Here is a 25828-nt window from a genome sequence, read left to right on the forward strand (position 1 = left end):
TATGCACGAATGGGGCTTGTCAGAAGAGCTCAAAATACAAACAAAGCAAATGATTGAAATTGCTGAAAAAGAACTATCGATTATGAGGAACGCAATCGATAAAGAAGACGAATGTATTTTATGCAAAATGGAAGATATTCATCATATGTTAGCAAATGTACAAACATTGGCAGCTACATACTACATTCAGGCATATTTATCACCTTATACGGAAAGTTCATCTTTTATTACGACAGCTATCCAACATTTAAGCGCCAGAAAACATGGTGCTCTTATCGTTGTGGAACGAAACGAGACGCTTGAAGCTCTCATTCAAACTGGAACGACATTAAACGCTCATTTAACTGCACCATTACTCGAATCAATATTTTATCCAGGTAACCCTCTTCATGACGGTGCCGTTCTCGTAAAAAATAATCATATTGTCTCAGCTGCTAATATTCTTCCTTTAACGAAAAGTACAGAAGTTGATCCTGAGCTAGGAACACGTCACAGAGCTGCAATTGGCTTATCAGAAAAGAGTGATGCACTTATATTAGTTGTCTCTGAAGAAACGGGCCGTACTTCTTTTGCTTTAAACGGGATTTTGTATACGATTTCTTTATAAAGTGAAACTTTAATCAGCCCTCACCAATCGGGCTTTTACCAACAACCCCACCTAACTGCTTTGCTTTCGCTGAATTTTGGGGTGCGAGTCTTACTACCCGGCAAATAGCGGGGTAAACAAACCTATAAAAAGAAGACTGTTCCAAAATATTGGAACAGTCTTCACTTATACTCTTATTCTTCTCCGAAGCGCTCCACAAGTGTTGCAAGTGTACGTACCATTGCACCAGTTGCTCCAGCTGGACCTAAGTCGTGCGCGCCTTTTGTTTCTGATGTTCCAGCGATATCTAAGTGTACCCACGGTGTATCTTCAGCGAATTCGCCTAAGAATGTACCTGCCATAACCGCATGTCCTTCACGGCCTGGTGAGTTATTTAAATCAGCAAACTTACTGTTTCGAACGCGTTCTTTATCACGATCAAAAATCGGTAGTTGCCAAATTGGCTCATCTGTTTCCATAGAAGCCTCTAGCACTTGCTCAAATAACTCTTCATTATTTGTCATTGCGCCTGTCGTATAGTTTCCAAGCGCAACAATTACACCGCCTGTTAATGTTGCAACATCAACAAGGTAGTTTGCACCAAGTTTTTTCGCATACGTGATACCGTCAGCTAAAGCTAGACGACCTTCTGCATCCGTATTTAATACTTCAATTGTTTTTCCGCTCATAGATGTAATTACATCGTCTGGCTTAAATGCCGTACCACTTACAACGTTATCAGTTGAAGGAATAACAGCGATCACATTTTGTTCTGGGCGAAGTTCACCGATAATTTCCATCGCACCTAATACAGCAGCTGCACCGCCCATATCACCTTTCATACCGACCATGCCTTCACGTGGTTTTAAAGAATAACCACCTGTATCGTATGTAATACCTTTTCCAACGAATCCAATGACATCTGTCCACTCTTCTTTTCCTTTATAAATAAGAGCAATCATTTTTGGTGGCTCTACACTACCTTGGTTTACTGCAAGTAACGCACCCATACCAAGATCTTCCATCTCTTCTTTCTCAAGAACTTTATAGTCCATATCATACTTCTCCGCTAATTCAACAGCATACTCAGCAAGCTTTGTCGCTGTTAATACGTTTGGCGGCATATTTACAAGTGTACGAGCTGAATTTGTTGCACGTCCATGTACGTAGCCAACTGTTAATGCGGCTTCAATTTCTTGTGCATCTTCCGCTGTAATAGCCGTGAACTTCTCTAACTCTACACGATCCTTTTTATCTGATTTATACGTTTGTAATTCATATGTACCAAGGCCTTGTACCTCTGCTGCAATATGAGCGACATCAATCGCGTCTAATTTCTCTGTTACGAAAGAATCAAGTAAGATTGCTGCATCTTGTACTTTTGCTGCTTGCAGTGTTTTAAATGCCTTACCAAGAGCCGCACGTAACGTTTCTGTCGTGTAAGACTCTTTCTTGCCTAAACCAACAAAGTAATAACGTTTCACATTTGTTTTTCCTAAGCTATGTACTTTCGAAATGGCCTTTTTCTTCGTAGATAATTCTTTCTCTTCTAGTAAAACTTGTAATTGTCCTTCAAACGCTTTGTCCAGTTCTTGTACAAAACTACTCATTTTCTCTTCTTCAAATAAAGCGACAATTACTGCTTCGTGACCTGCTAATTCTTTTTGTACTTGAAACATGTTCAGACCCCCTAAATTTCTCTAACACCATTATAACTTTATTTTCGATAAAATGCGACAATTCTAACTACAGTTATATGTCGTGTAAAATCCCCTCCATTATGAAATAAGCCAAGAAAAAAAGTCTAGCGTAATTACGACTAGACTATCTTTGTTTTAAATATTGACCACGAAACACTTGCATCGTTTCGTCTTGATTTAACATCGTTAACTCTTCTTCTGTAAACTTACCATTTCCTACTTTTACTACGTACACATTTACTTTTTTCTTACCCCATTGGCTATAAACATCTTTCACCGTATCATAATATAGATCAAGACGGTTTCCTTTTATTGCACCGCCCTTATCAGCTACTACACCATACCCATAACCTGGTACGAATAAAATTGTTCCAATTGGGAATACGCGTAAGTCTGCTGCGATTGTGGAATATAAATCCCTTTTCGCCTTAACACCTGAATATGTAATACCATACTCCGGATGTCCCGGCCTCTTACCAGTTGACTCAATTCCCGACGTATAACCTGTTGCAGTCATTTCAATTGAACGATATTTAGACCAGTCGTTTGCCTGCTCTAAAGCATTTATCACTTCTTTACTCGGAGCAACATTTCTCTTAACTTCTGCTGCATGTACTTCTTTTGCACTCGTTCCCTCATACTTCTTTACAATCTCTAATAAAGAAACTCCTGTGAAAGCATTCCATGTTACGCATAATGCAATTGCAAGTAAACAAGTCATCATAATGCGAATACAATATCGTTTTAACATTTTTATATTCCACACTCCTTCATCGTTAATCATTCCCTATACCATGAAGGAATATGCAAAAAAATAATCTCCAACTTAATTGGAGATTAAAACATTTGATATCCGCTTTTCCGAAGTTTCTTGATTACGACTCCTGCTAAAGCAGCCCCTACTAATCCAGTAGATAGAATAAATACGTCTGCTTGTCCTAAGTGCGATACACTTGTCCCAAATGAAGAAAATGTTTCTTTCGGTCTTGAAAAATAATCCCACATACTCGCTTTATTAATAATAAGCATACAAACAATCGGATACACAATAACCATTACCCAAGTAGCTCGCAAAATCATGTTGAGTAAAAATCCAATTCCAAAGAACAAAATAAAGAATAACATCATTGAAATAAGTAGTACCGGTATACTCACTCTTTTCCCCTCTCCTTCGCACGTGCCGTAAATACGTGATAAGCTGTATAACCAAATGGTTCGCCTGGATTTAATGTTTTGTCCACTTCAAGATGTAGTTCTGATCTTCCTTCTAACAAATATTTAATAAGCACAGACGTATTCGGATCGTCTACAATCTTATCCGGATGTAAGAACGCCACTTCAGACAATTCTTTCTCCTGTATAATAATATTTTCTCCTTCAGGCTCCAAAAGAAAAATAATCATATTATCACTAATCTCATTACGAATAACACCCGATCGAACACCAATGATCCCCTTCACATGAGCGACAATGCCTGTCTCTTCTAACACTTCGCGTTTCACAGCTTCATCAACCGTCTCACCTTCATTTACAAAACCAGCTGGTAAAGACCATTTCCCTTTTAATCCACTGTATTTCTTCTTAACAAATAGCCACCTACCATCTTTTGTAGCTACTAAACCACTAACAGCTAGCCATACCTTCCCTCGTTTCTCCATGATGTAATAACCTCCTCTTTCAGAACGGACAGAATATTCTTTCTTTTTATATTATACTATATTTTTAATATGAAAAAAGCAGAAACAGCTCTTAGCCGTTTCTGCTTTTTCTAATATATATTAAAAGAACTTTAATTTACCTTTTTTAAGAACTAATAAAGGTCCACCTAATAAGAATAGGTAACGGTTATCGATTACTTTCTTCATGAAGGAAGCTTTCCAACCTGTTAACTTTTTACCCATAACAACGCCCATTGCATCGTCATGACCTAAAGAACATACAGATCCTTTATTATCAAATGCGAATTTCTTCATTTCGCCTTTACCACGAACTAATACAGTTAAGTTGTGTGCAATATTGTAACCTTGTTGAATTGCGATTTGTGCTGTTGGTGGGTATGGACGGTTAATTTCTTCATTAATGATTAACGCTGCGTCACCAACCATGAATACATCTTCGTATCCTGGAGCATGCATGTACTCATCAACTTTTACACGTCCGCGCATTGCTTCAAATCCAGACTCTTCCACAATACCGTTACCACGAACACCTGCAGCCCAAACTACTGTTTCAGACTTAATTAATTCAGTGTCATCGCCATTCGCAACGATAATACCTTCTTCAGTTGCTTCTTTAATTGCTGTACCGATGCGGAATTCTACACCTTTTTTCTCAAGTTGTTTTACAGCGTATTCTACTAACGCTGGATCGAAACCTGGAAGTGCTGTTGGAGCAGCTTCTACACAGATGATACGTGCTTTTTCACGTGGTACATTGTACTCTTTGCAAAGTTCAGGAACACGGTTTGCAAGCTCACCTACGTACTCGATACCAGTAAATCCAGCACCACCAACAACGATTGTTACTAACTCATCGCGTTGTTCAGTTGCATATTTAGAGAAACTAGCTTCCATATGCTCACGAATTTCACGAGTTGCATTAATGTTAGCGATTGAGAATGCATGCTCTTTTAATCCTGTAATTCCGAATGTTTCTGATTCGAAACCAAGACCAATTACTAAGTAGTCATACTCTAACTCGCCGTCTTTTAAGATAATGCGTTTTTCAGCAGCTTTAATTTCTACTACTGTGTCTTGTACAAAGTTCACTTTATTTGTATCAATAACGTCTTGAATATCTAGACAGATTTTTTCATCTTGTAATGTACCAGCTGCGCTCTCGTGTAACCAAGTCGCTTGGTAGTGATAGCTGTTGTTGTTTACTAGCGTAATTTCAGCTTCATTTACAGATAATGCTTTTTGCAGACGAACAGTCGTAATCATCCCGCCATAACCTGCACCTAAAACTACGATTTTTGGAGTCTTCACCAAATCACAACCCTTTTCTTTATATAATAGTAATGAAAAATAATACCAAGTACTAAAAACTCTATTTGTCAAGAATGTGGAATTTATCACATTCTATATCATAACAAAACGCAGTCAAAAAATCGTACGAATTTTGTCATAGAAATTTAACATAATACTTCCCTATATTAGTCGGTTTTATTCCAGAATTCAAGCGTCTGGAGAATTATCAATATTTTAAAATAACATAGCGTTTTCAAGGGTTTTTTAGCCTTTTTTTCATGTATTTTCCTTTCTGTATATTTTATACAATAAAAAAGAACCTATGCGAAAACTTACACACAATTCAGTCGTTTTCAGAAGTATTATGAACTCAAATATGCTATCATTTATTTGAAAGTATCATCATTTGCAGGATTTTCTTGTACATATGAACAATATATGAAATCAATATCAAAATTCCATCTATAGGGGGAATGAAAGTGGCAGAAAATCAAAAAGTTTACGACATAACAATTATTGGTGGTGGTCCAACGGGACTGTTCACAGCATTTTATGGCGGTATGAGACAAGCAAGTGTAAAAATCATTGAAAGCTTACCTCAACTTGGAGGACAATTATCCGCACTCTACCCTGAAAAATACATTTATGATGTAGCTGGATTCCCAAAAGTGCGCGCACAAGAATTAGTTGATAACTTAAAAGAGCAAATGAAGAAATTTGACCCAACCGTTTGTTTAGAAGAAGCTGTCGATACGCTTGAGAAACAAGCTGACGGTATATTTAAACTTGTTACGAATAAGCAAACTCACTATTCTAAATCAGTTATTATTACTGCTGGCAATGGTGCTTTCCAACCACGCCGCTTAGAATTAGAAGGTACAGCGAAATACGAAAAGAAAAACTTACATTATTTCGTTGATGATATGAATAAATTTGCTGGTAAGCGCGTCGTAGTATTTGGCGGCGGCGATTCAGCTGTTGATTGGACAATGATGTTAGAACCGATCGCTGAAAAAGTTACAATCGTTCATCGCCGCGATAAATTCCGTGCGCATGAACATAGCGTCGAAAACTTAATGAATTCTCGTGCAGAAGTAAGTACACCGTATGTTCCAGTTGAACTCATTGGTGATGACAAAATTGAACAAGTCGTTCTTCAGCACGTAAAAACTGAAGAAAAAGTTATCATCGATGTTGATGACGTAATTGTAAACTATGGCTTCGTTTCTTCTCTTGGCCCAATTAAAAACTGGGGCTTAGATATACAAAAAAACAGCATCCTTGTAAATTCAAAAATGGAAACAAATATTCCTGGCATTTACGCTGCTGGTGACATTTGTACATATGAAGGAAAAGTAAAACTCATTGCTTGCGGCTTCGGTGAAGCACCAACAGCAGTAAACAATGCAAAAGCTTACTTCGATCCAAATGCAAAACTTCAACCAATGCATAGCTCAAGCATGTTTTAATATGTAAAAATAAAAGCTCCTTCCATACGTGGAAGGAGCTTTTATTTTATATACCACGAAAGCACACTGAATTCGATAAACTATCGAACTCAGTGTGCTTTTCGTCTAAAAAAATTATTGTTTTCTTCTTCTACCTAATACGAATAATACTCCGCCAACTAAGAATGAAATTCCAGCACCAACTGACATCATCCATGGAGACGCTGCCCCTGTTTTCGGTAATTCTCTTTCTGTTTTTACTTGCGGCTCTTTAATTAATTTTTCCAATCTTACTTCTGGTTTCACTTCTGGCTCTTTCGGATCCTCCGGTTTCACTTCTGGTTCTCTTTCGGATCTTCCGGTTTCACTTCTGGCTCTTTCGGTTCTTTCGGCTGGTTTCACTTCTGGTTCTGTCGGTTCTTTCGGTTCTTTCGGTTCTTTCGGTTCTTTCGGATCTTCCGGTTTCACTTCTGGTTCTTTCGGATCTTCCGGCTTCACTTCTGGTTCTTTCGGATCTTCTGGTATCTTAAAATCTTCTTTTGTTTTCGGTAAAATTGTAACTGTAGGCTCAAGTGGTGGATTTATTCTATCGTCCACTATCGCTCTATTTGTTATCCCTTTACTTGGTGCTGCTTTTACCTTCGCTTTAAAAATAATACTACGTTCTTTTGTATCTGTAATTTCTAGATACTTCGCTATTACTTTTCCAAACTCCATTTTTAACTCTACTGGATTTGGTTCAGCCCCTTCAAATCGAATACTATCTTGCACGTACTCTAAACCGGCTGGAATTTCATCTTCTATCTTTACCTCTGCTATTTTTCCGTTTTCTACCGTATTTTCAAAGCTAATTCGGTATTCGATTTCTTCTCCTAGCTTCGGTTCTTTATTACTTACTGTCTTCGTTGCTTTTACCTTACCATCTTTATATTGTGGCTTTATTGTCGCTGTCGGTTCCATAACTGGATGATTTGGATCATCTACGTGAATAATCGCTTTATTTGTTATTTCCTCTCCAACTTTTACTGATTCTTTTACCTTTACTTTAAAGATGATACTTCTTTCTTTCGTATCCGTAATTTCTGGATACTTCACTGTTACTTTTTCATTTTCAACTTTAAGTTCTGTTGGTACAGGCTTATCACCTACAGCCTTCAGACTATCTTTCACATACTCTAAACCAGACGGAATTTCATCTTCAATCTTTACATCAACTAACTTCCCGCCATCTACTATGCCGTTAAAAGTAATTCGATATTCGATTTCTTCCCCTAGCTTTGGTTCATGATTACTTACTTCTTTCCTTGCCTCTAGTTTCCCATCTTTATATTGCGGTGTAATTGGTACAAGTGACTCAATCGGTGGATTTGTCGGATTATTATCATCCACAACCGCCTTGTTTATAATTTCTTTTCCTACTTGTACCGTTTCTTGTACTTTCGCTTTAAAGATGATACTTCTTTTTTTCGTATCCGTAATTTCTGGATACTTTGCTGTTACTTTTCCATTCTCTACTTTAAGTTCCACCGGATGTGGTTCCGGCCCATCAGACTTTATACTATCTTGTACGTATTCTAAACCGGCTGGAATTTCATCTTCTACCTTTACCTCAGTTAGTTTTCCGTTCTCTACCGTATTTTCAAAGCTAATTCGATATTCTACTTCTTCTCCTAACTTTGGTTCATGATTACTTACTGTTTTTTCTACTTGTAATGCACCATCTTTATATTGAGGCTGAATAGAGATATTCGGTTGCTCTGGTGGATTTATTGTATCTTCCACAATCGCCTTGTTCACAATCTCTTCGCCTACTTTAGCTTTTTCTTTCACTTTCACTTTAAAGACGATACTTCTTTCTTTCATATCCGTAATTTCTGGATATTCCGCAAGGACGATTCCGTTTTTCACTTTCACATACAACGGTTTCGGATTCTCTCCCTCGGCTCTTTCACTACCTTCTACAAACTCTAAGCCAGTTGGTAATTCATCCTTAATCTTCACCTTCGCTACTTTTCCATGCTCTACTACGTTACGGAAAGTAATTCGATACTCTACTTCTTCTCCTAATTTTGGAGCTGGATTATTTACTGTTTTCTCAGCTTTTAGTTTTCCGTCCTTATACTCCGGCGTAATAATCGCTTCTGGTTTTTGCGGAGGATTCTTCGGATTGTCATCATCCACAATTGCCGTATTCACGATTTTCTTACCGACTTTTGCTACTTCCGTTACTTTCACTTTAAAGCTAATACTACGCTCAGCTGTATCAGTAATATTTTCATACTTCGCTGTGATTTTTCCAGCTTCTTCTTTTAGCTCTACTGGATTCGGTTCATTACCTTCTGATTTTAAACTATCCTTCACATACCCTAAGCCAGTTGGTAATTGATCCTCAATTTTCACTTCTGCTAGTTTTCCGTTTTCTACCGTATTTTTAAAACTAATTCGGTACTCTACTTCTTCTCCTAGCTTTGGATCTTTTTTGCTTACCTTTTTATCAGCTTTAAATTTACCAGCTTTATACTGCGGTGTAATATCTACTTCTGGTCGCTCTGGTGGATTTTTTGTATCATCAACAATTGCTTTATTTACAATTGCTTTGTCCACTTCAACAGAATCTTTCACCTTCACTTTAAAGATAATACTTCTTTCTTTCATGTCAGTGATATTTTCATACTTCGCACTAACCTTACCAGCTTCTTCTTTCAACTCTACTGGGGCTGGCTTATCACCTTCTGCTTTTAGACTATTTTTCACATACTCTAAACCAGACGGAATTTCATCCTCAATTTTCACTTCTGCCAGCTGTCCATCTTTCACCGTATTATTAAATGAAATTAGGTATTCGATTTCCTCACCTAGCTTCGGTTTATGATTATTCACCTTTTTATGAGCAGCAATTTTACCGTCTTTATATTGCGGTGTAATTTTCGCTGTCGGTTCAGTTATAGGGTGGTTCGGATCATCAACGTGGATAATCGCTTTATTTGTAATGTCCTTACCTATTGTAACCGAATCTTTCACCTTCACTTTAAAGACGATACTTCTTTCTTTCGTATCCATAATCTCTGAATACTTTGCCATTACCTTACCATTTTCTACTTTCAACTCCACTGGTTTTGGCTCTTCACCTTCAGCCTTTTCGCTTCCTTCTACAAACTCTAATCCAGCTGGAATTTTATCTTCTATCTTTACCTCTACTAGTTTTCCATCTTTCACCGTATTATTAAAAATAATTCGATATTCGATTTCCTCACCTAACTTCGGTTCACGATTACTTACTTCTTTTCTTGCCTCAATTTTTCCATCTTTATATTGTGGTGTAATCGATACATAAGGCTCTTCTGGTACATTCTTTGTATCATCCACAATCGCCTCATTTACGATTTCTTCTCCCACTTTTGCGCTTTCTTTTACCTTCGCTTTAAAGACAATACTTCTTTCCTCTGTATCTGTAATAGCTGGATACTTTGCCATTACTTTATTATTTTTCACATGTAGCTCTACTGGTTTCGGTTTAGAACCTTCTGCTGTGATGCTGCCTTCTACATACTCTAAACCATTTGGTAAGGCATCCTTTATATTTACCTCTGCTAGTTTCCCGTTTTCTATCGTATTTTTAAAACTAATTCGATATTCTACTTCTTCTCCTAGTTTCGGTTTATGATTATTTGCCACTTTCTGCGCAGCAATTTTACCATCTTTATATTGCGGAGTAATTTCCACATGAGGCTCTTCTGGCTTATTTTTTGTATCTACTACGATTGCTTTATTAACAATCTCCTTACCTATTTCTACCTCTTCTTTTACTTTCACTTTAAAGATAATACTTCTTTCTTTTGTATCGGTAATTTCTAGATACTTTGCCATTACCTTACCGTTTTCAAATTTCAATTCTACTGGACTAGGCTTAGATCCTTCTGCTTGTAAACTGTTCTCTACATACTCTAATCCAGCTGGAATTTCATCTTCTACTGTAACCTCTACTAGTTTTCCGTTTTCTACCGTGTTTTTAAAACTAATTCGGTATTCTACTTCTTCTCCTAATTTCGGTTTTTTATTGTTTACAAATTTCTCCGCTTTAAGCTTACCGTCTTTATATTCTGGCGTAATTGTTACTTCTGAAGTTGTTGGATCTTTTGTATCATCAACAACTACTTTATTGACAATGCCTTCACCAACCTTAAATTCTTCTTTTACTTTTGCTTTAAAGACGATACTTCTTTCTTCTAGATCCGTAATTTCTGGATATTTTGCGATTACTTTTCCATCTTTCACTTTCAGTTCTACCGGATTTGGCTTAGAACCTTCTGCTCGTAAACTATCTTTCACATACTCTAATCCATTTGGTAAATCGTCTTCTATTTTTAACTCTGCTAGCTTTCCGTTTTCTACCTTATTTTTAAAGCTAATTCGGTATTCCACTTCTTCTCCTAACTTCGGCGTTTCATTATTTACCGTCTTCTTCGCTTCCACTTTTCCGTCTTTATGCTGTGGAGTAATTTCTGCCGTCGGTGTTTCTGGCTCATTTTTCGTATCATCAATAATTGCTTTATTGACGATTTTTTTACCGACTTTCACTTCATCTTTTACTTTCACTTTAAAAGTGATACTTCTTTCTTCTGTATCCGTAATCTCTGGATACTTCGCCATTACCTTACCATTTTCCACTTTCAATTCTACTGGATCCGGCTTAGAACCTTCTGCTTTCACACTGTTTTCTACGTACTCTAAACCTTCGGGTAAAGTATCTTCTATTTTCACCTCTGCTAGTTTTCCGTCTTCTACCGTGTTTTTAAAACTAATTCGGTATTCTACTTCTTCTCCTAACTTCGGCGTTTCATTATTTACCGTCTTCTTCGCTTTCACTTTTCCGTCTTTATGTTGCGGAATAATTTCTGCTGTCGGTGTTTCTGGCGGATGTTTCGTATCGCTCACAATCGCTTCATTAACAATCGAATCGCTCACTTTACCTTTTACTTTCACTTTAAAGGTAATACTTCTCTCTTTTGTATCTGTAATCTCAGGATACTTCGCCATTACCTTACCGTTTTCAAATTTCAATTCCACTGGAGCTGGCTTAGCACCTACTGCTTTTACACTATCTTTCACATACTCTAATCCATTTGGTAAATCATCTTCTATCTTTACCTCTGTTAGCTTTCCATGTTCTACCGTATTTTTAAAGCTGATTCGGTATTCCACTTCTTCTCCTAACTTCGGCGTTTCATTATTTACCATCTTTTTCGCTTCAAGTTTTCCATCTTTATACTGAGGAATAATTTCCGCAGTCGGATTAACTGGCTTATTTTGCGAATCATCAATATTTGCTTTATTAATGATTTTTTTACCGACTGTTACTCCTTCTTTTACTTTCACTTTAAAAACGATACTTCTTTCTTCTGTATCCATAATTTCTGGATATTTTGCCATTACCTTACCATTTTCAAATTTCAGCTCTACTGAATCTGTTCCGGCACCTTCTGCTTTCAAACTATTTTCTACATACTCTAAACCTTCTGGTAAAGTATCCTCTATTGTCACGTCTGTTAGCTTTCCGTTCTTTACCGTATTTTTCATACTAATTCGGTATTCTACTTCTTCTCCTAACTTCGGTGTTTCATTATTTACGCTTTTCTTCGCTTTAATTTTTCCATCTTTGTGTAATGGTGTAATTTTTGCTTCTGGTTCTTTCGGATGCTTCATATCATCAACAATTGCCTTATTAATGATTTCCTTACCTACTTCCGCTTCTTCCTTCACCTTTACCTTAAAGACAATACTTCTTTCTTTCATATCCGTAATATTTTCGTATTCAGCAATGACTTTTCCATCTTTCACACTTAACTTTAATGGAGCTGGTTTATCACCTTCAGCCTTTTCACTGCCTTTTACATACTCTAAACCGTTAGGAATTGTATCCTCTATCGTTACCTTTTCTAGTTTTCCGTTTTCTACCGTATTTTTAAATCTAATTCGGTATTCTACTTCTTCTCCTAGTTTTGGTGATGGATTATCTACTGTCTTCTTCGAATCAATTATTCCATCCTTATATTGCGGAGTAATTCTTTCTTCCGGCTCAATCGGTGGATTTTTCGTATCATCAACAATTGCTTTATTGACAATCTCTTTATCTACTTTTGCTTCTTCCTTCACCTTTACTTTAAAGACGATACTTCTTTCTTCCATATCCATAATATCGATATACTTAGCTTTAACTATTCCATTTTCAACAGCTAATTCTACTGGTCCAGGTGCTTCTCCTTCGGCCTTGATACTATTTTCTACATATTCAAGACCTTTTGGAATTGTATCTTCCACTCGCACCTCTTCTAGTTTTCCGTTCTCAACCGTATTATGAAAACTAATGCGGTACTCGATTTCTTCGCCTAGCTTCGGTTTCTTATTATTAACTACCTTTGTAGCAGCAATTTCACCTTTTTTACTTTGCGGTGTAATAACAACCTTTGATTCAACAGGCTCATTTTTCGGATCTTTTGCAATTGCTTTATTTACGATTGCTTCCCCTACTTTTGCCGAATCTTTTACTTTCACTTTAAAAACAATACTTCTTTTTTCTGTATCCGTAATTTCTGGATACTTTGCCATTACTTTTCCGTCTTCCACTTTTAGTTCTACTGGCTCTGGTTTTATACCTTCAGCTTTCAAACTATCTTTCACGTATTCAACACCTTTAGGTAGTGTATCTTCTACTAGCACCTTTTCTAGTTTTCCGTTTTCTACCGTATTATAAAATGTAATTCGGTATTCTACTTCTTCTCCTAGTTTTGGTGTTTGATTCGTTACGCTTTTTTCAACATCCACTTTACCGTATTTATAATCCGGCGTAATCTTTTCTTCTGGATGCTCAGTTTGTCCATTCGGCTCACTCACAACCGCTTTATTAACAATCGTTTCTCCGGCTTTTGCCTCTTCTTTTACTTTCACTTTAAAGGCAATGCTTCGCTCTTTTGTATCCGTAATCTCTGGATATTTTGCGATTACCTTACCATTTTCTACTTTTAACTCTACTGGATTTGGCTCAGCACCTTCAGCTCTCTCACTGCCTTGAACAAATTCTAAGTTAGCTGGAATTTCATCTTCTATTGTAACTGCATCTAGTTTTCCGTTTTCCACCGTATTTTGGAAGCTAATTTGATATTCAACTTCTTCTCCTAGCTTCGGCTTCTTATTTGTTGCTTTTTTCTTTGCAGCAATTTTACCGGCCTTATGCTGTGGTGTAATCTTCTCTTCTAGATTCTTTGGTGGATTTGTTTTATCTCTAACGGTTGCTTTATTAACAATTTCTTCACCAACTTTTGCAGTTTCTTTTACTTTTGTTTTAAAGACGATACTTCTTTCTTCCATATCCATAATTTCTGGATACTTTGCAATTACTTTTCCATTTTCAAACTTCAGCTCTACTGGCTCTGGTTTTGCACCTTCTGCTTTCAAACTATCTTTCACGTATTCAAGATTGCTTGGTAATTCATCTTCAATCGTCAATACATCTAGACGTCCATCTTTTGTCTTATTTTTAAATGTAATACGATACTCTACTTCGTCACCTAGTTTCGGTGTTTTATTAGATGCTATTTTTTTAGCTTCTATTTCTCCAGGGATCTCTTTTGGAGTCGTAACCGTAATATCTGCATCATCTGCAGTTTCATAATTTACCTCGGTACTATCTTGTCCCTTTACAACAACGATATTTTTTACTGTTGTATCTGATTGTACAGAAGCTTTCACTTTTACTTTGAATGTTATAATGGCACTTTCACCAGGCTTTAAAACACCGCCGTCTTTAGCATTAGCACCTTCACCAACACGGAAATCAATTTGATTATTTACAAACTCTGCCTCATCATCGCTTGCATCATCTGTTTTATTTCCTGTATTACTTCCAGAAATATATTGTATAGATCCCGGAACATACTCTAAACGTTCATCTAATTTATCAAAACCTTTTACATTCGATACCGGTGCTTGGTTATTTTTCGTATCATTTTTCACTTCAATTTGATACGTAAACTCTTCACCAGCTTTAATTTCCTTAACTTCTTTACCGGTACTATCTAATGCCTTTTTATCAACTTGTAAGTTTGGAGCATTATGCTCTGTAACGAATGTGGCGTTATTTAATACGTAAATATCACCGCCACCACCATATGCTCTAAAACGCATTTTTCCTTCTTTCAAATCATTCTTTACTTGAGTCGGTCCTTCAAGATGATACGTATGAATGTCAGTACTGAATGAATTTGTCCAATCCGGTTTATATCCTGGATATTTTTTTGTAACAAACTCGTTAGTACCATCTACTTGTACTTCTGTCATAGACGAATCATTCGCATCATTGTCTTTACCGTTAATATTTTTTATCTTTATATATCCAGCACCAAAATCATATTCTCCATAATCATATGCATATCCATCTTTCTCAGCTGGATCACCTTGCGATGAAAAATAACTAAATTTCGCCTTAAAAGCACCTTCTTTTGGTGTGTTTATTTTATTAACACTAATATCTGTCCAGGCTGTGCTTTTTTGAGAGACTAGCCCTTCCCAAATCTTCATGTCTTTTACTGTTTCTTTATAGTTTTCATAAACTAATATAAGATTCCAGTTACCCCAGTAATAACCGCCACCTGTTACATCTTTAATTTGTGGCACATTTGCAACTGTCAACGTTTGAGAAATACCTTGCTGTGCAATTACATTTGTTACGTCAGCATATGCAACATATCCTGCGCCACTACCTGAGTAATTAGAAATATAAGGTAGGTAATCCGCTTTTCGTATGCTATCAGCACGCACCTCTGCATATTCTTTATTTCCCATTTTCATTTTGACTGGTTGTCGTACATCATTATCACTAACTCTTTGATTAACATTTGTACTAGTTACAGTTCCCATTGCAGCTGTCCAAAACAAATACGCCTTTTTTACTTTACTTCCAGCAGGAATGTTAGGAAATGCGCCTGTTGACGAATTAAAAGTACTATTATCGTTATCAACGTCCACTGTCATTTTGTTCGTTTTATAACCCATACTTTGTCTGCCGTAATGGTCAGTTGTCAAACCAAGTGTCACATTACCAGTCTGTACTAAATTACCAGCAGCAATTGTAGAATACAGTGGATCTCCAAACCCTTGTTTATCTCCTGTTTGGATTTGAACCTTCGAAGCATTTTCTGACGCAGCTTGTACTTCTGCAACACTCTGCTTTACTGCCTCTTTTTCTGGCTGTTTCTCAGCTTCGGTTACTGTTTGTTTTGATGGTTCTGTTTTTGATGTAGGGTTATTTTCATCTTCTACAGATACTTGTAGCTTTTCATCAACTTTTTTAATTGTATTATTAGCTGATGGGCCAACTTCTTTCTTACTACTGTCAGCCTCCTCATCGGCATTAGCTGCTACCTTTTCTTCAGAAGGGATTCCCTCAACATCTACAGACATGTTTCCTATTTGTACTTGATCTTTTTGCACACTAATCTTTTGTTTGTATTCTTTATTAAAATGCTGCGTGCGGCTAGCCTTTATTAGCACCGTCATTTTTTCGTGTGATTTTAAATCTCGAATTTTAAGATTAGAAGAAAGAAGTTTTCCTCCCTTATCTTTTTCTTCTACATAGAAATCCGCTACTTTATTTTCAGGTAACTTCTCTCCGTTTACTTTGACAGATTGCGAGAGGAACGTAATTTTATTTTCATTACTTTGTTTAAGCACCAATTCTTGAATTGGTGTATCTCCCGTATTTTCAATCGTATATTGAAATACGTGCTCCCTCTTAGCTACTTCCCCCCTATATATTTCGGCATTTACTTGCTCTGCCTTAATTTTCACATCATTTCCTTGTAACTCATCCCAGCTTTTTTTATTTATCTCTGCAAAAGCACTGGGTGAAGGCAATATGATGGATAGGAGAAGTGTGATCATTGTTACGACATTAAAACACTTCAATACTTGTTTCATATTTTCTACCTTTCTCCTTTCTATATGCTTGCTATCCGTCTACTTAATTTCGTAGCCGTATACATAGCAATATATATCCACTCGCAACAATCCGACCTACGAAAATGTATCGTTGAAATCCCAATGTCAACAATATAAATCTCATAGAATATTACTATTTTAATTTATCAAAAATAGCATATATACATATCGGACACTTATACAAACCTTCACCATTTTTTAACATAGTAAAAAATGCCCTATTGTATAGGTTTATATAACAGTTAAAGGATACATAAAAATCTTAACATACTCCCAAATCTATTTGTACACGAAATAGAAATTTTACCATTTTTTACTTATTTTTTATTTATAATTAAAATTTTCAAAAAAAACTTCACATATAAAAATATGTTATATTAAAACCAAGAACGAATGTTCTTATTTTAAAGGAGGAATTTTCATGATTAACGAGCCCATTATAATGAAAAAAGAAGCTTTCCAAGCAATCGGCGTTTCAGTTACGACGACTAACGAAAGAGAGGCATCTACTAAAGGAAAAATCCCAGAGCTTTGGAACCGCTACTTCCAAGAACAAATGATGCATCACATCCCAAACCAAAAAACGAAAGCAACATTTGCTTTCTACTCAAACTACGAATCAGATGAAACTGGTACATATACATTCACAATCGGTACGCCCGTTTCTTCATTAGAAGACGTTCCTGAAAATATGACAACTTTAACAATACCTGCTGCTACATATGCGGTATTTACAACGAGAAAGGGACCAGTTGCTGAAGTCGTTTGCGAAGCTTGGGAATATATTTGGCAATGGTCGAAAGAAAATAAACGTGCCTTCACAACAGACTTTGAGCTTTATGACGAAAGAGCATTAGACCCAAATCATGCACAATTGGATATTTATATTGCGTTAGCCTAAAAAAAGATGCCCATTCGGCATCTTTTTTTGTCGTTAAATAGCTACTGGGCAAATCCATTATTATTGTCTACAATGAGAAAGTGCAGTATAGAAATATTAGAAACTGTATAAAGTGAAACTATACTCAGCGGAGGGCATCTCCCATTGAGTATTAGCCCTAACCAATCGGGCGTTTACTGGTTTTTTAGTTTAAATTTGTCACATAGAAAGGAAGCAATATGGAGGAACTACAACAAAATAAAACTGCTTTAGAAGGAAGCGGAAAACCGTTATTAAAAAATACGAATTTCCTTTTTCTTTGGGCAGCTACTCTTTTTTCAAGCTTTGCTTTAGCCTTTTTTACTTTTTCACAAACGTGGTACATAGCAAAAACGTTAAACCTTGAAGCTTCACTCGGTGTTGTTTTCGTAGCCCTTAGTGTTCCAAGGCTTATTTTTATGATTGTCGGCGGCGCTGTAGCTGATAAATTCCCGAAAAAAAACATTATGTTTTACTCCAATATCATTCGAGCGATTCTTGTCGCAACCATTCTCACATGGTTTATCGTTGGTGATGTAACGCTATATACATTTGCTTTATTCGCTTTATTCTTTGGACTTGCTGATGCTTTCTTCTGGTCAGCAGATGGATCTATCTTACCGGAATTGGTAGAAAAAAGCCGGTTAACACAAGCGAATTCACTTACACAAATGACGAACCAAGCATCGGTCATCTTAGGCCCTGTACTTGGCGGAATTCTCATTAAATTTACGAACTATGAGACAATCTTTTCCATTACGATTTTATTACTGATTGTCGCTGCCATACTCGTTCAAAAAATACAATTTACGATGCCAGAACAAAAAGATACAGATAAAGGTATGTTCACTTCCATTAAAGAAGGAATCTTATATGTAAAGGAATCGCCATTCCTTTCAACTTTCCTTATTTGTAGCGCTTTTTTAAACTTATTTTTAATCGGTCCGATGCAAGTTGGTTTCCCGCTTTTTGTTAAAAACGTTCTGCATGGTGATTCGCTCCAGTTTAGTTACTTAGAGGCATCTGTAGGCGGTGGAATGGCAATCGGTGCTATCATTGTCGGTTTAAAAAATATTAATCGTAGACGCGGTCTATTTTGTATTATCATGATGCTATTGTCTGGTATATTCTTCTTAGCCATCAACTTTAGTACCGTACTTTGGCAAGCACTATTAGCTGGCATGTTTTACGGTATTACAATCGCAATGGCGATTGTACCGCTTATGGCAATGATTCAATCGACAGTCAAAGAAGAAATGATGGGACGCGTAATGAGTTTACTTATGCTATCATCAATGGGCTTTATCCCGCTCTCTTATGCATTCACATCCATTGCACTTGCAATAGGAATTCCAATCGTAACCGTTATGAAAAGTGGTGCAATAGCTGTTATCGTCTTCGTACTATTTGTAGCGATTCGTGTTCCAGTTGTAAGGAAGTTCGATTAACTAATTAGAGTCATGTATTATACACATGGCTCTTTTTTGAATGGATCAAATAGTGATATTCCCTTACTTCTCCTTAATGCTGCTCCCCATTCTAATCCAATCTCTAAAAATAAATTTCGCACTGTACTGTATAAAAGTGCCCCCAATGTCTTTACGAATTTCCCCATATTTATATGCTCTTACAACACTTTTCACACGCCAAATTAAATTTCCATACACTTCTTCGTCAGCTAATATTTGCTCTAGTAAAACACCTTGTTCTAGTAACCCGCTCTTTTTATATGCAAGCTCGACCTTACTCCAAAATATATTAATTTTCTTCGGATTACTCGTCATCGGCACCAGTGCGTATATAAAAGGCTTCGGTATATCATGACGGCAATACGTCTCATCAAGCTCGTACGTTCCTTTTCTTTTCTCTTTTATTTGTGGAATGTTTTTAGAAAGAATTGTTTCCCCAGCGCTTGTTTGCTCATTTTTACTACAGCCAGTTGCATTATCCTCAATTTTACAAGCGGACATTTGCATACGGTCATCCATGCGGTCAATCGCAGATGTAAGAAATACATATAAGTTCGCACTATACCCGCCGCGCTTATGTCTCTCTTTTGTTGCAACACGCTTTATAATTCCTAGTTCCTCTAACTTTGCAATTGAACGGCGTACTGTACGAATACTCTTTCCAACATTCGTCGCAATCGTCCCCATTAATGGACAAGCGACTCCTACTGTTTTTTGTTTCTCATTCACCGCATATTTTCCTAAAAAATGAATAATGATAGAATCAGTTTTATTCAATTGAAATCGGTAGCACTTCAAAACTTGTTTTTGATATGTATTAAACTCTTCTTTACTTCGAAATTCACTATATGGTTTCATTAAATTATATAAGCTTCCCATTTATATCACCTCTTTATAAGTAAGAGGCAGGAAGCGAAATTGGCGTGATAGTTAATATTTTTTAATGGAGATGAAAATATGATCGTAATTAGCGCTTGTTTAGGTGGTATCGCTTGCCGTTATGACGGGAATGACAATCTTGTTTCAAAAATAGAGGAGCTACTACAAAAAGAAGATACAGTCCTCATTTGTCCTGAAGTATTAGGGGGATTACCAACGCCTCGTCCTTCCGCTGAAATTATTGGCGGGAATGGCGATGACGTTTTAGACGGAAAAGCGAAAGTGATGACAAAAGATGGCGAAGATGTCACAGCAGCTTTCGTAAATGGTGCTTATAAAGCATTAGAACAAATTAAAAATTTAAACCCAGAATATATTATTTTAAAAGAACGCAGCCCATCTTGTGGTAGTTCTACGATTTACACTGGAGAATTTAACGGTAATAAGCAAACTGGTTTCGGAGTGACAACTGCTTTATTTAAAAGACACGGATTTAAAGTCATTTCAGAAGAAGAATTTGAAAACAAAAAAAGGAATTGACCCTGTTCGTCAATTCCTTTTTATCTGTCTTATTTCACACTTAGTTTTTCTTTCACTTTCGCTGGAAGCTCGTCTTTTTTCACTTCTTCCCAAGCTGTTACACCTTTTTTATCTGAGTGGTATACGCGTAGGAATGCTTCTTTACGAAGATTTTTTGGAGCTGTGAATTCTAATTCTTTTACTTCTCCACCTTTATCGAATCCTTTTAATTTATACTCGAAATATTTATGTGGCTCTCCGTTATCAAACTTCTCATTTTTTTCAATTCCATCAGTTGTAATTTGAACGTAGTACTCATCTTTACCCATACGGTTTAAATCACAACCAACTAACAAGCTTGCGAATACAACTAAAATACTAAATAGTGCAATGTATTTTTTCATTTCCTTCACCTCATATGTTTTTTCTTATATTCTTATCTTAAAGCCCAGAGCTTAAAGAAGAAATTCAAAAACATGACATGAACATTACACTTTTGTAAGATAATAATTATTTCTTCACTTTAGAAATCGTCATCCCGTCACCAATTGGAACGAGTACAGATTCTAAATGCGAGTGGTTTGCTATCATTTCATTAAACTTCTTCATAACTTCTGTATAACGTTTTTATTTCACACTCTCATCAGCTATACTACCGCCAATAACGTCTTTCACGCCAATTTCGCCACTTATCACGTAATTTTCTTATACCATTTATTACGCCTTCTATTATGCATTCCATTATAATATTTATCACAAGGTATCTTATACATCTAAAAATAGAACCTATAACATACTTCAATACAAATTCAAAAACATCTTCCAGCATATATCCCCCTCTTTCTATCCTTCCATTATAACTAGAAAAAGAGAACTTAAAGCTCAAATAAATGATAAAGAAATTAGAAGTCAATAGATGAAAAAGGATTTCTAAATGATGAATTGAATATATATTTATTGTTCTCTAACTTTTGAACGAAAGTTTTTTACATATGTTTCATTCTGTCCTAATTTAAAGTTTTCGAGAGGAGAAATGATATGAACTCTATTTTATTAGATGTTCCGTTACAAATAGAAACAGACAGACTCATTCTTCGAGCACCACTTCAAGCTGGTGAAGGGGATATAGTACAACAAGCTATTAAAGATTCCATTAATGAATTAAAGCAATGGTTGTCTTTATTTCAGTCCATTCCTACTGTTGAAGAAACGGAGATTCTTCTGAGAAATGCACATATAGATTTTTTGAAAAGAGAAAGCTTTCGCTATCTTATCTATCATAAAGAGACGAATGATTTTGTTGGAACAGCTAGCCTTCATCGAATTGATTGGAAGGTTTCTAAATGTGAAATTGGATACTGGATTAACACGCAATTTAGTGGCAGTGGATATATGACAGAAACAGTAAGTGCGTTAACAAACCTTGGATTTCAGTTATTCAAATTTAGAAGGATTGAAATACGATGTGAATGTAATAACACGAAAAGTCGTGCACTCCCTGAAAAACTAGGCTTTGAACTTGAAGGGATATTACGTAATGAAGATTTTTCAGCTGACGGCAAACAACTAACTGATACTTGCATCTATGCAAAAATAAAGTGAAATATTGATTAGCCTTGGTAATCGGGCTTTTACGGCAAAAGAAAAGACCTTTCTAACGATTTTATTCTATCGCTAAAAAGGTCTTTCTCTATTTCTGCTAAAAACTTAGCACTCTTCTGGCTTACCAGCATTCGATGCTGTACGGAAAGATGATCCACATCCGCATGATGCGATTGCGTTTGGATTGTCGATTGTGAATCCGCCGCCAAGCATAGATTGTTTATAGTCAATTTTTACTCCTTTAACAATTGGAGCACTTTCTGTATCGATAACAAATTCAACACCGAAAAACTCAAGAACTGTGTCGTCTTCTTTTGGTTCTACTTCAAATCCTAAGCCGTAAGAAAGACCGCTACATCCGCCGCCGTGTACAGCAAGGCGCACATACTTCTCTCCATCTTCAGCATCTTTTAACATATCTTTAATTTGAAAAGCTGCTTGTTCTGTTACTTCAATCATGAAATACACCTTCCTTTCTGTTCTTAGTCCATTATACATCTTTACGCTTCTATCTTGTACTCATACACTCCGCGGCAAATTACTTCCGCAGGTCCTTTCATCAACACGTTTCCTTCTTCAGTCCACGCAATCATTAAATCGCCGCCAGCTAAATGGACTGTAATTTCCTTACCACGTTCCATCTTTCCATTTAAAATAGCAGCTACAACTGCAGCGCACGCTCCTGTTCCGCAAGCTTGCGTTACACCAGATCCACGTTCCCAAACGCGGAAGTTCATCTCGTCATCATTCAAAATTTCGATAAACTCAACATTTACTCGCTCTGGAAACATTTCATGTGTCTCGAGAACTGGTCCAAGTGTTGTAAGAGGTGCTTTTTCTACATCATCAACAAAAATAACCGCATGTGGATTTCCCATTGAAACAGCTGTAAATGCATAACGATGATTATTGTATAAGAAGTTTTCACGAATAAATGGTGTTTCACCTTCACCAAGCATCGGTATTTCTGCACGTGTTAGACGCGGTGCTCCCATATCGATTTTCGCTAATGTCACGACACCATCTTCTACTGTTACTTCAGCCGTTACAATACCAGCCAACGTTTCAATTGTAAAAACTGTTTCTTCTACTAGTTTATGCTCATACGCATATTTCGCTACGCAGCGTAAACCGTTACCACAGCTCTTTCCTTCAGAACCATCATTATTAAACATGCGCATTTTCACCGGAGCTACGTCTGAAGGGCAAATTAAAATCATCCCGTCTGCTCCAATACCAGTATTAATATTTGAAACCTTTTCGGCCACAAGGGCTAAATCTTCTTCAGGAATTTGCTCTTCAAACATATTTACATATATATAACTATTGCCAAGACCATGCATTTTTGTAAAAGAAAATTGGCTCATTTATATTCACTCCAAAAATAATTTGTTATGTTAAGTATAAAATGCATGCTTTTAGAACACAATATGAATGTCCCCCGTTTCTCATATTTGACAACGTTTGGCGATGAGCCACTCTTACACAATTTGTGTAAGAAAAAAGCCCTTCTAAAAAGGGCCTTTTTTTATTTATTCCACTATTTTCGATTGGGGAGAGCTAATAATTAATATTAGCCCTTCCCAATCGAAATCACATTTTATCTAATAAAAAAGGTGCTGCTAATTCGCAACACCTTAAAACATTGGATTTTCATCCAAATACTCATATACATTATTAACAAGCTCTTCTACTGTTGCACCTTGTACAACTTCACCATTTACAAGTGCAAACGGTCCTTCAAAACAAATACCACAATATCCTAGACAACCATACTCCATTACATCTAAATTCGGATCTTTTTCTAATTTTTCTAGAGCTGCTTGTGAACCACTTGCAAGGTTACCTACACAAAATTCAATTAATGGTTTAATCAAAATTCTCCCCCCTGTACTACAAAACAAATTACCTTTTCACTTTATCTATAAGAAGAAAACTAAGCTGTTTCTTGTTGTTTTCGTTACACAGTCTAAACTATTTAGTTACTTCATTATTTCACTTCAAAGTAGATGACTTCTTCTATATAACATGCTACTTCCAATGAAATAGTAACTACAAAGGAAAAACAGTTTATTTTACTTTTCTTCTTATTGTACAACAGAGTATTCATTCATGCATTGTTATTTGTTCACAAATTCGATATAATTTGATTGAGTAAAGTCAAAATATTTTATTAATATAAAATTTTATGATTAGGGGATATTTCAACAGAAAAGGGGTAATCCATCATGAAACACCTCGTAATACTAGGTGGCGGCTACGGTGGAATGAGAATTCTGCAAAGGCTACTTCCAAGCAACCAACTTCCAGATGATGTACAAGTGACATTAATCGACAAAGTACCATATCATTGCTTCAAAACTGAATATTATGCATTAGTTGCGGGTACTATTTCAGAAACGCATATTCGTATACCGTTTCCTGAACACCCACGCCTCAATATTCAATACGGCACAGTAACAAATATTGACCTCGAAGAAAAAGCTGTTCATCTCGATGGCGGCGAAGCAATCCAATATGATGACTTAATTATCGGACTTGGCTGTGAAGATAAATATCATAACGTTCCTGGGGCTAGGGAATATACACATAGTCTACAATCAATTGAACAAACACGTAAAACATATGAACAATTAAATAGTCTAGAACCAAATGCAACAGTAGCTGTTGTTGGTGCTGGCTTAAGTGGCGTTGAAGTAGCAAGTGAACTTCGTGAAAGCCGTTCTGATTTAAAAATCTATTTATTTGATCGAAAAGATAGAATTTTATTCCCGTATCCAGAGAAATTAAGTAGATACGTAGAAGAATGGTTCGTAAAACATAAAGTTAATATTATACGAAACTCTAACATTACAAAAGTGGAACCAAATATTGTGTATAATCACGATGAACCACTTGAATGTGATGCAATTGTCTGGACAGCTGGTATTCAAGCAAATGAAGTTGTTCGAAACCTTCCAGTTGAACAAGATGGTAGCGGACGGGTTGTCTTAACGAAATATCACAATATTCCAAACAACGAGCATGTTTACGTTGTAGGAGATTGCGCAGCACTTCCACATGCACCATCTGCCCAACTTGCTGAAGGTCAAGGAGAACAAATTGTCCAAATATTATTAAAACGTTGGAATAATGAACCACTCCCTGATGAACTACCTGTTATTAAATTAAAAGGTGTTCTAGGATCTCTTGGTAAAAAACACGGATTTGGTTTACTCGCAAACCAACCGTTAATGGGACGTGTACCGAGATTATTAAAATCTGGTCTTCTTTGGATGTACAAATATCATAAGGGTTAATACTTTACAGGCTGTCTACTATGTAGGCAGCCTCTTTGCATCAGTTTTTAAAAATTATCAGACACATCTTTCTCAATATTTATAATGATTTATTTTTCATTTTTATATTAAAAACTACGGATAAACAGTGTATGCTATTTGTAAGTTGTTTTATTATTTCCTTGAAGACCGAATTCATTCGGTCTTATTTTTTATGTGATAAATACTTTTGTAGGAGGCATTACATTCCACTTATGAACTTATCGAAACTAAACAATCGAATAGAAGCGAAAAAGAAAGAGTTAATCTATCTCGTTGAACGATACGGATTGACTCATGATAAAGTGATTTCTTTCAGCCAAGAATTAGATCGTTTACTTAACTTATTAATAAAACTCAAGACGAAGAAAAAACGTTGCTCTTTATAACCGTTATCTTCTCTTTTTTGATACGATATAACTAGAAT

17 protein-coding genes and 3 pseudogenes are annotated in these 25828 nt (G+C 36.3%); 8 read left to right on the plus strand and 12 right to left on the minus strand.

Annotated features, from left to right (window positions below; translation table 11 throughout):
* Position 1: 1 nt before the first annotated feature.
* Positions 2 to 607 (plus strand): sporulation-specific diadenylate cyclase CdaS, encoded by a 606-nt coding sequence (gene cdaS, locus DN404_RS15845; protein WP_000545252.1) that lies wholly within the window; start codon positions 2 to 4, stop codon positions 605 to 607.
* Positions 608 to 780: 173 nt separating this feature from the next.
* On the opposite strand, the gene pepA is transcribed toward cdaS, so the two are convergent.
* The 5 genes from pepA to DN404_RS15870 form a co-directional block, all read right to left on the minus strand.
* Positions 781 to 2265, minus strand: a complete 1485-nt coding sequence (gene pepA, locus DN404_RS15850; protein ID WP_000487944.1) for a cytosol aminopeptidase — start codon at positions 2263 to 2265, stop codon at positions 781 to 783.
* A 145-nt stretch (positions 2266 to 2410) separates the two neighbouring features.
* A complete protein-coding gene (locus tag DN404_RS15855) occupies positions 2411 to 3037 on the minus strand; it encodes a 3D domain-containing protein (RefSeq protein ID WP_006922360.1) in 627 nt (208 codons plus the stop codon).
* A gap of 86 nt (positions 3038 to 3123) precedes the next feature.
* Complete coding sequence (locus DN404_RS15860; RefSeq protein WP_086388951.1) at positions 3124 to 3441, minus strand: YuiB family protein; 318 nt, start codon at positions 3439 to 3441, stop codon at positions 3124 to 3126.
* The gene (locus DN404_RS15865) at positions 3438 to 3944 is read right to left on the minus strand and encodes an NUDIX hydrolase (RefSeq protein WP_000415315.1); all 507 of its coding nucleotides are present in this window, start codon (positions 3942 to 3944) and stop codon (positions 3438 to 3440) included. Before DN404_RS15865 ends, DN404_RS15860 begins: the two co-directional genes overlap by 4 nt.
* A 120-nt stretch (positions 3945 to 4064) precedes the next feature.
* Positions 4065 to 5273 (minus strand): NAD(P)/FAD-dependent oxidoreductase, encoded by a 1209-nt coding sequence (locus DN404_RS15870; RefSeq protein ID WP_000856612.1) that lies wholly within the window; start codon positions 5271 to 5273, stop codon positions 4065 to 4067.
* A gap of 461 nt (positions 5274 to 5734) precedes the next feature.
* Here DN404_RS15870 and DN404_RS15875 point away from each other — a divergent pair, with 461 nt between their 5' ends.
* A complete protein-coding gene (locus tag DN404_RS15875; protein ID WP_000829785.1) occupies positions 5735 to 6724 on the plus strand; it encodes an NAD(P)/FAD-dependent oxidoreductase in 990 nt (329 codons plus the stop codon).
* Positions 6725 to 6838: 114 nt separating this feature from the next.
* Here the strand turns inward: DN404_RS15875 and DN404_RS15880 are convergent.
* Positions 6839 to 16675: pseudogene (locus DN404_RS15880) on the minus strand (isopeptide-forming domain-containing fimbrial protein).
* A gap of 442 nt (positions 16676 to 17117) precedes the next feature.
* On the opposite strand from DN404_RS15880, the gene DN404_RS15885 reads away from it, so the two are divergent.
* Positions 17118 to 17597, plus strand: coding sequence for a GyrI-like domain-containing protein (locus DN404_RS15885; protein WP_000606648.1), 480 nt, complete (start codon positions 17118 to 17120; stop codon positions 17595 to 17597).
* 218 nt (positions 17598 to 17815) lie between these two features.
* The gene (locus DN404_RS15890; protein ID WP_000391940.1) at positions 17816 to 19063 is read left to right on the plus strand and encodes an MFS transporter; all 1248 of its coding nucleotides are present in this window, start codon (positions 17816 to 17818) and stop codon (positions 19061 to 19063) included.
* A 17-nt stretch (positions 19064 to 19080) separates the two neighbouring features.
* Here DN404_RS15890 and DN404_RS15895 read toward each other — a convergent pair.
* Positions 19081 to 19963 (minus strand): annotated as a pseudogene (locus DN404_RS15895) (helix-turn-helix domain-containing protein).
* 78 nt (positions 19964 to 20041) lie between these two features.
* On the opposite strand from DN404_RS15895, the gene DN404_RS15900 reads away from it, so the two are divergent.
* Positions 20042 to 20503: a 2-thiouracil desulfurase family protein gene (locus DN404_RS15900; protein WP_016123681.1), complete on the plus strand. Its 462-nt coding sequence runs from the start codon at positions 20042 to 20044 to the stop codon at positions 20501 to 20503.
* 29 nt (positions 20504 to 20532) lie between these two features.
* On the opposite strand, the gene DN404_RS15905 is transcribed toward DN404_RS15900, so the two are convergent.
* Positions 20533 to 20886: a YxeA family protein gene (locus DN404_RS15905; protein ID WP_016123682.1), complete on the minus strand. Its 354-nt coding sequence runs from the start codon at positions 20884 to 20886 to the stop codon at positions 20533 to 20535.
* A 106-nt stretch (positions 20887 to 20992) separates the two neighbouring features.
* A pseudogene (locus tag DN404_RS15910) lies at positions 20993 to 21142 on the minus strand (methyltransferase); the annotation flags it as partial.
* A gap of 378 nt (positions 21143 to 21520) precedes the next feature.
* Between DN404_RS15910 and DN404_RS15915 the strand changes: the two are divergent.
* Positions 21521 to 22084, plus strand: a complete 564-nt coding sequence (locus DN404_RS15915) for a GNAT family N-acetyltransferase (RefSeq protein WP_001084691.1) — start codon at positions 21521 to 21523, stop codon at positions 22082 to 22084.
* A 105-nt stretch (positions 22085 to 22189) separates the two neighbouring features.
* On the opposite strand, the gene DN404_RS15920 is transcribed toward DN404_RS15915, so the two are convergent.
* The 3 genes from DN404_RS15920 to DN404_RS15930 form a co-directional block, all read right to left on the minus strand.
* On the minus strand, positions 22190 to 22543 hold the full coding sequence (locus DN404_RS15920; RefSeq protein ID WP_000573825.1) for a HesB/IscA family protein: 354 nt from the start codon (positions 22541 to 22543) through the stop codon (positions 22190 to 22192).
* A 41-nt stretch (positions 22544 to 22584) separates the two neighbouring features.
* Entirely contained in the window at positions 22585 to 23451 is an 867-nt protein-coding gene (dapF, locus tag DN404_RS15925; RefSeq protein ID WP_000077396.1) for a diaminopimelate epimerase, read from the minus strand.
* A gap of 270 nt (positions 23452 to 23721) precedes the next feature.
* Complete coding sequence (locus DN404_RS15930) at positions 23722 to 23961, minus strand: YuzB family protein (protein ID WP_000595026.1); 240 nt, start codon at positions 23959 to 23961, stop codon at positions 23722 to 23724.
* Positions 23962 to 24312: 351 nt separating this feature from the next.
* Here DN404_RS15930 and DN404_RS15935 point away from each other — a divergent pair, with 351 nt between their 5' ends.
* Both DN404_RS15935 and DN404_RS15940 read left to right on the plus strand, forming a co-directional pair.
* Positions 24313 to 25383 (plus strand): NAD(P)/FAD-dependent oxidoreductase, encoded by a 1071-nt coding sequence (locus tag DN404_RS15935; protein ID WP_000682079.1) that lies wholly within the window; start codon positions 24313 to 24315, stop codon positions 25381 to 25383.
* A gap of 233 nt (positions 25384 to 25616) precedes the next feature.
* Positions 25617 to 25790: an aspartyl-phosphate phosphatase Spo0E family protein gene (locus tag DN404_RS15940; RefSeq protein WP_001054091.1), complete on the plus strand. Its 174-nt coding sequence runs from the start codon at positions 25617 to 25619 to the stop codon at positions 25788 to 25790.
* The last annotated feature ends 38 nt before the right edge of the window (positions 25791 to 25828 follow it).

The sequence above is a fragment of the Bacillus sp. TE8-1 genome (assembly GCF_008368855.1).
Classification (GTDB): Bacteria; Bacillota; Bacilli; order Bacillales; family Bacillaceae_G; genus Bacillus_A; species Bacillus_A cereus.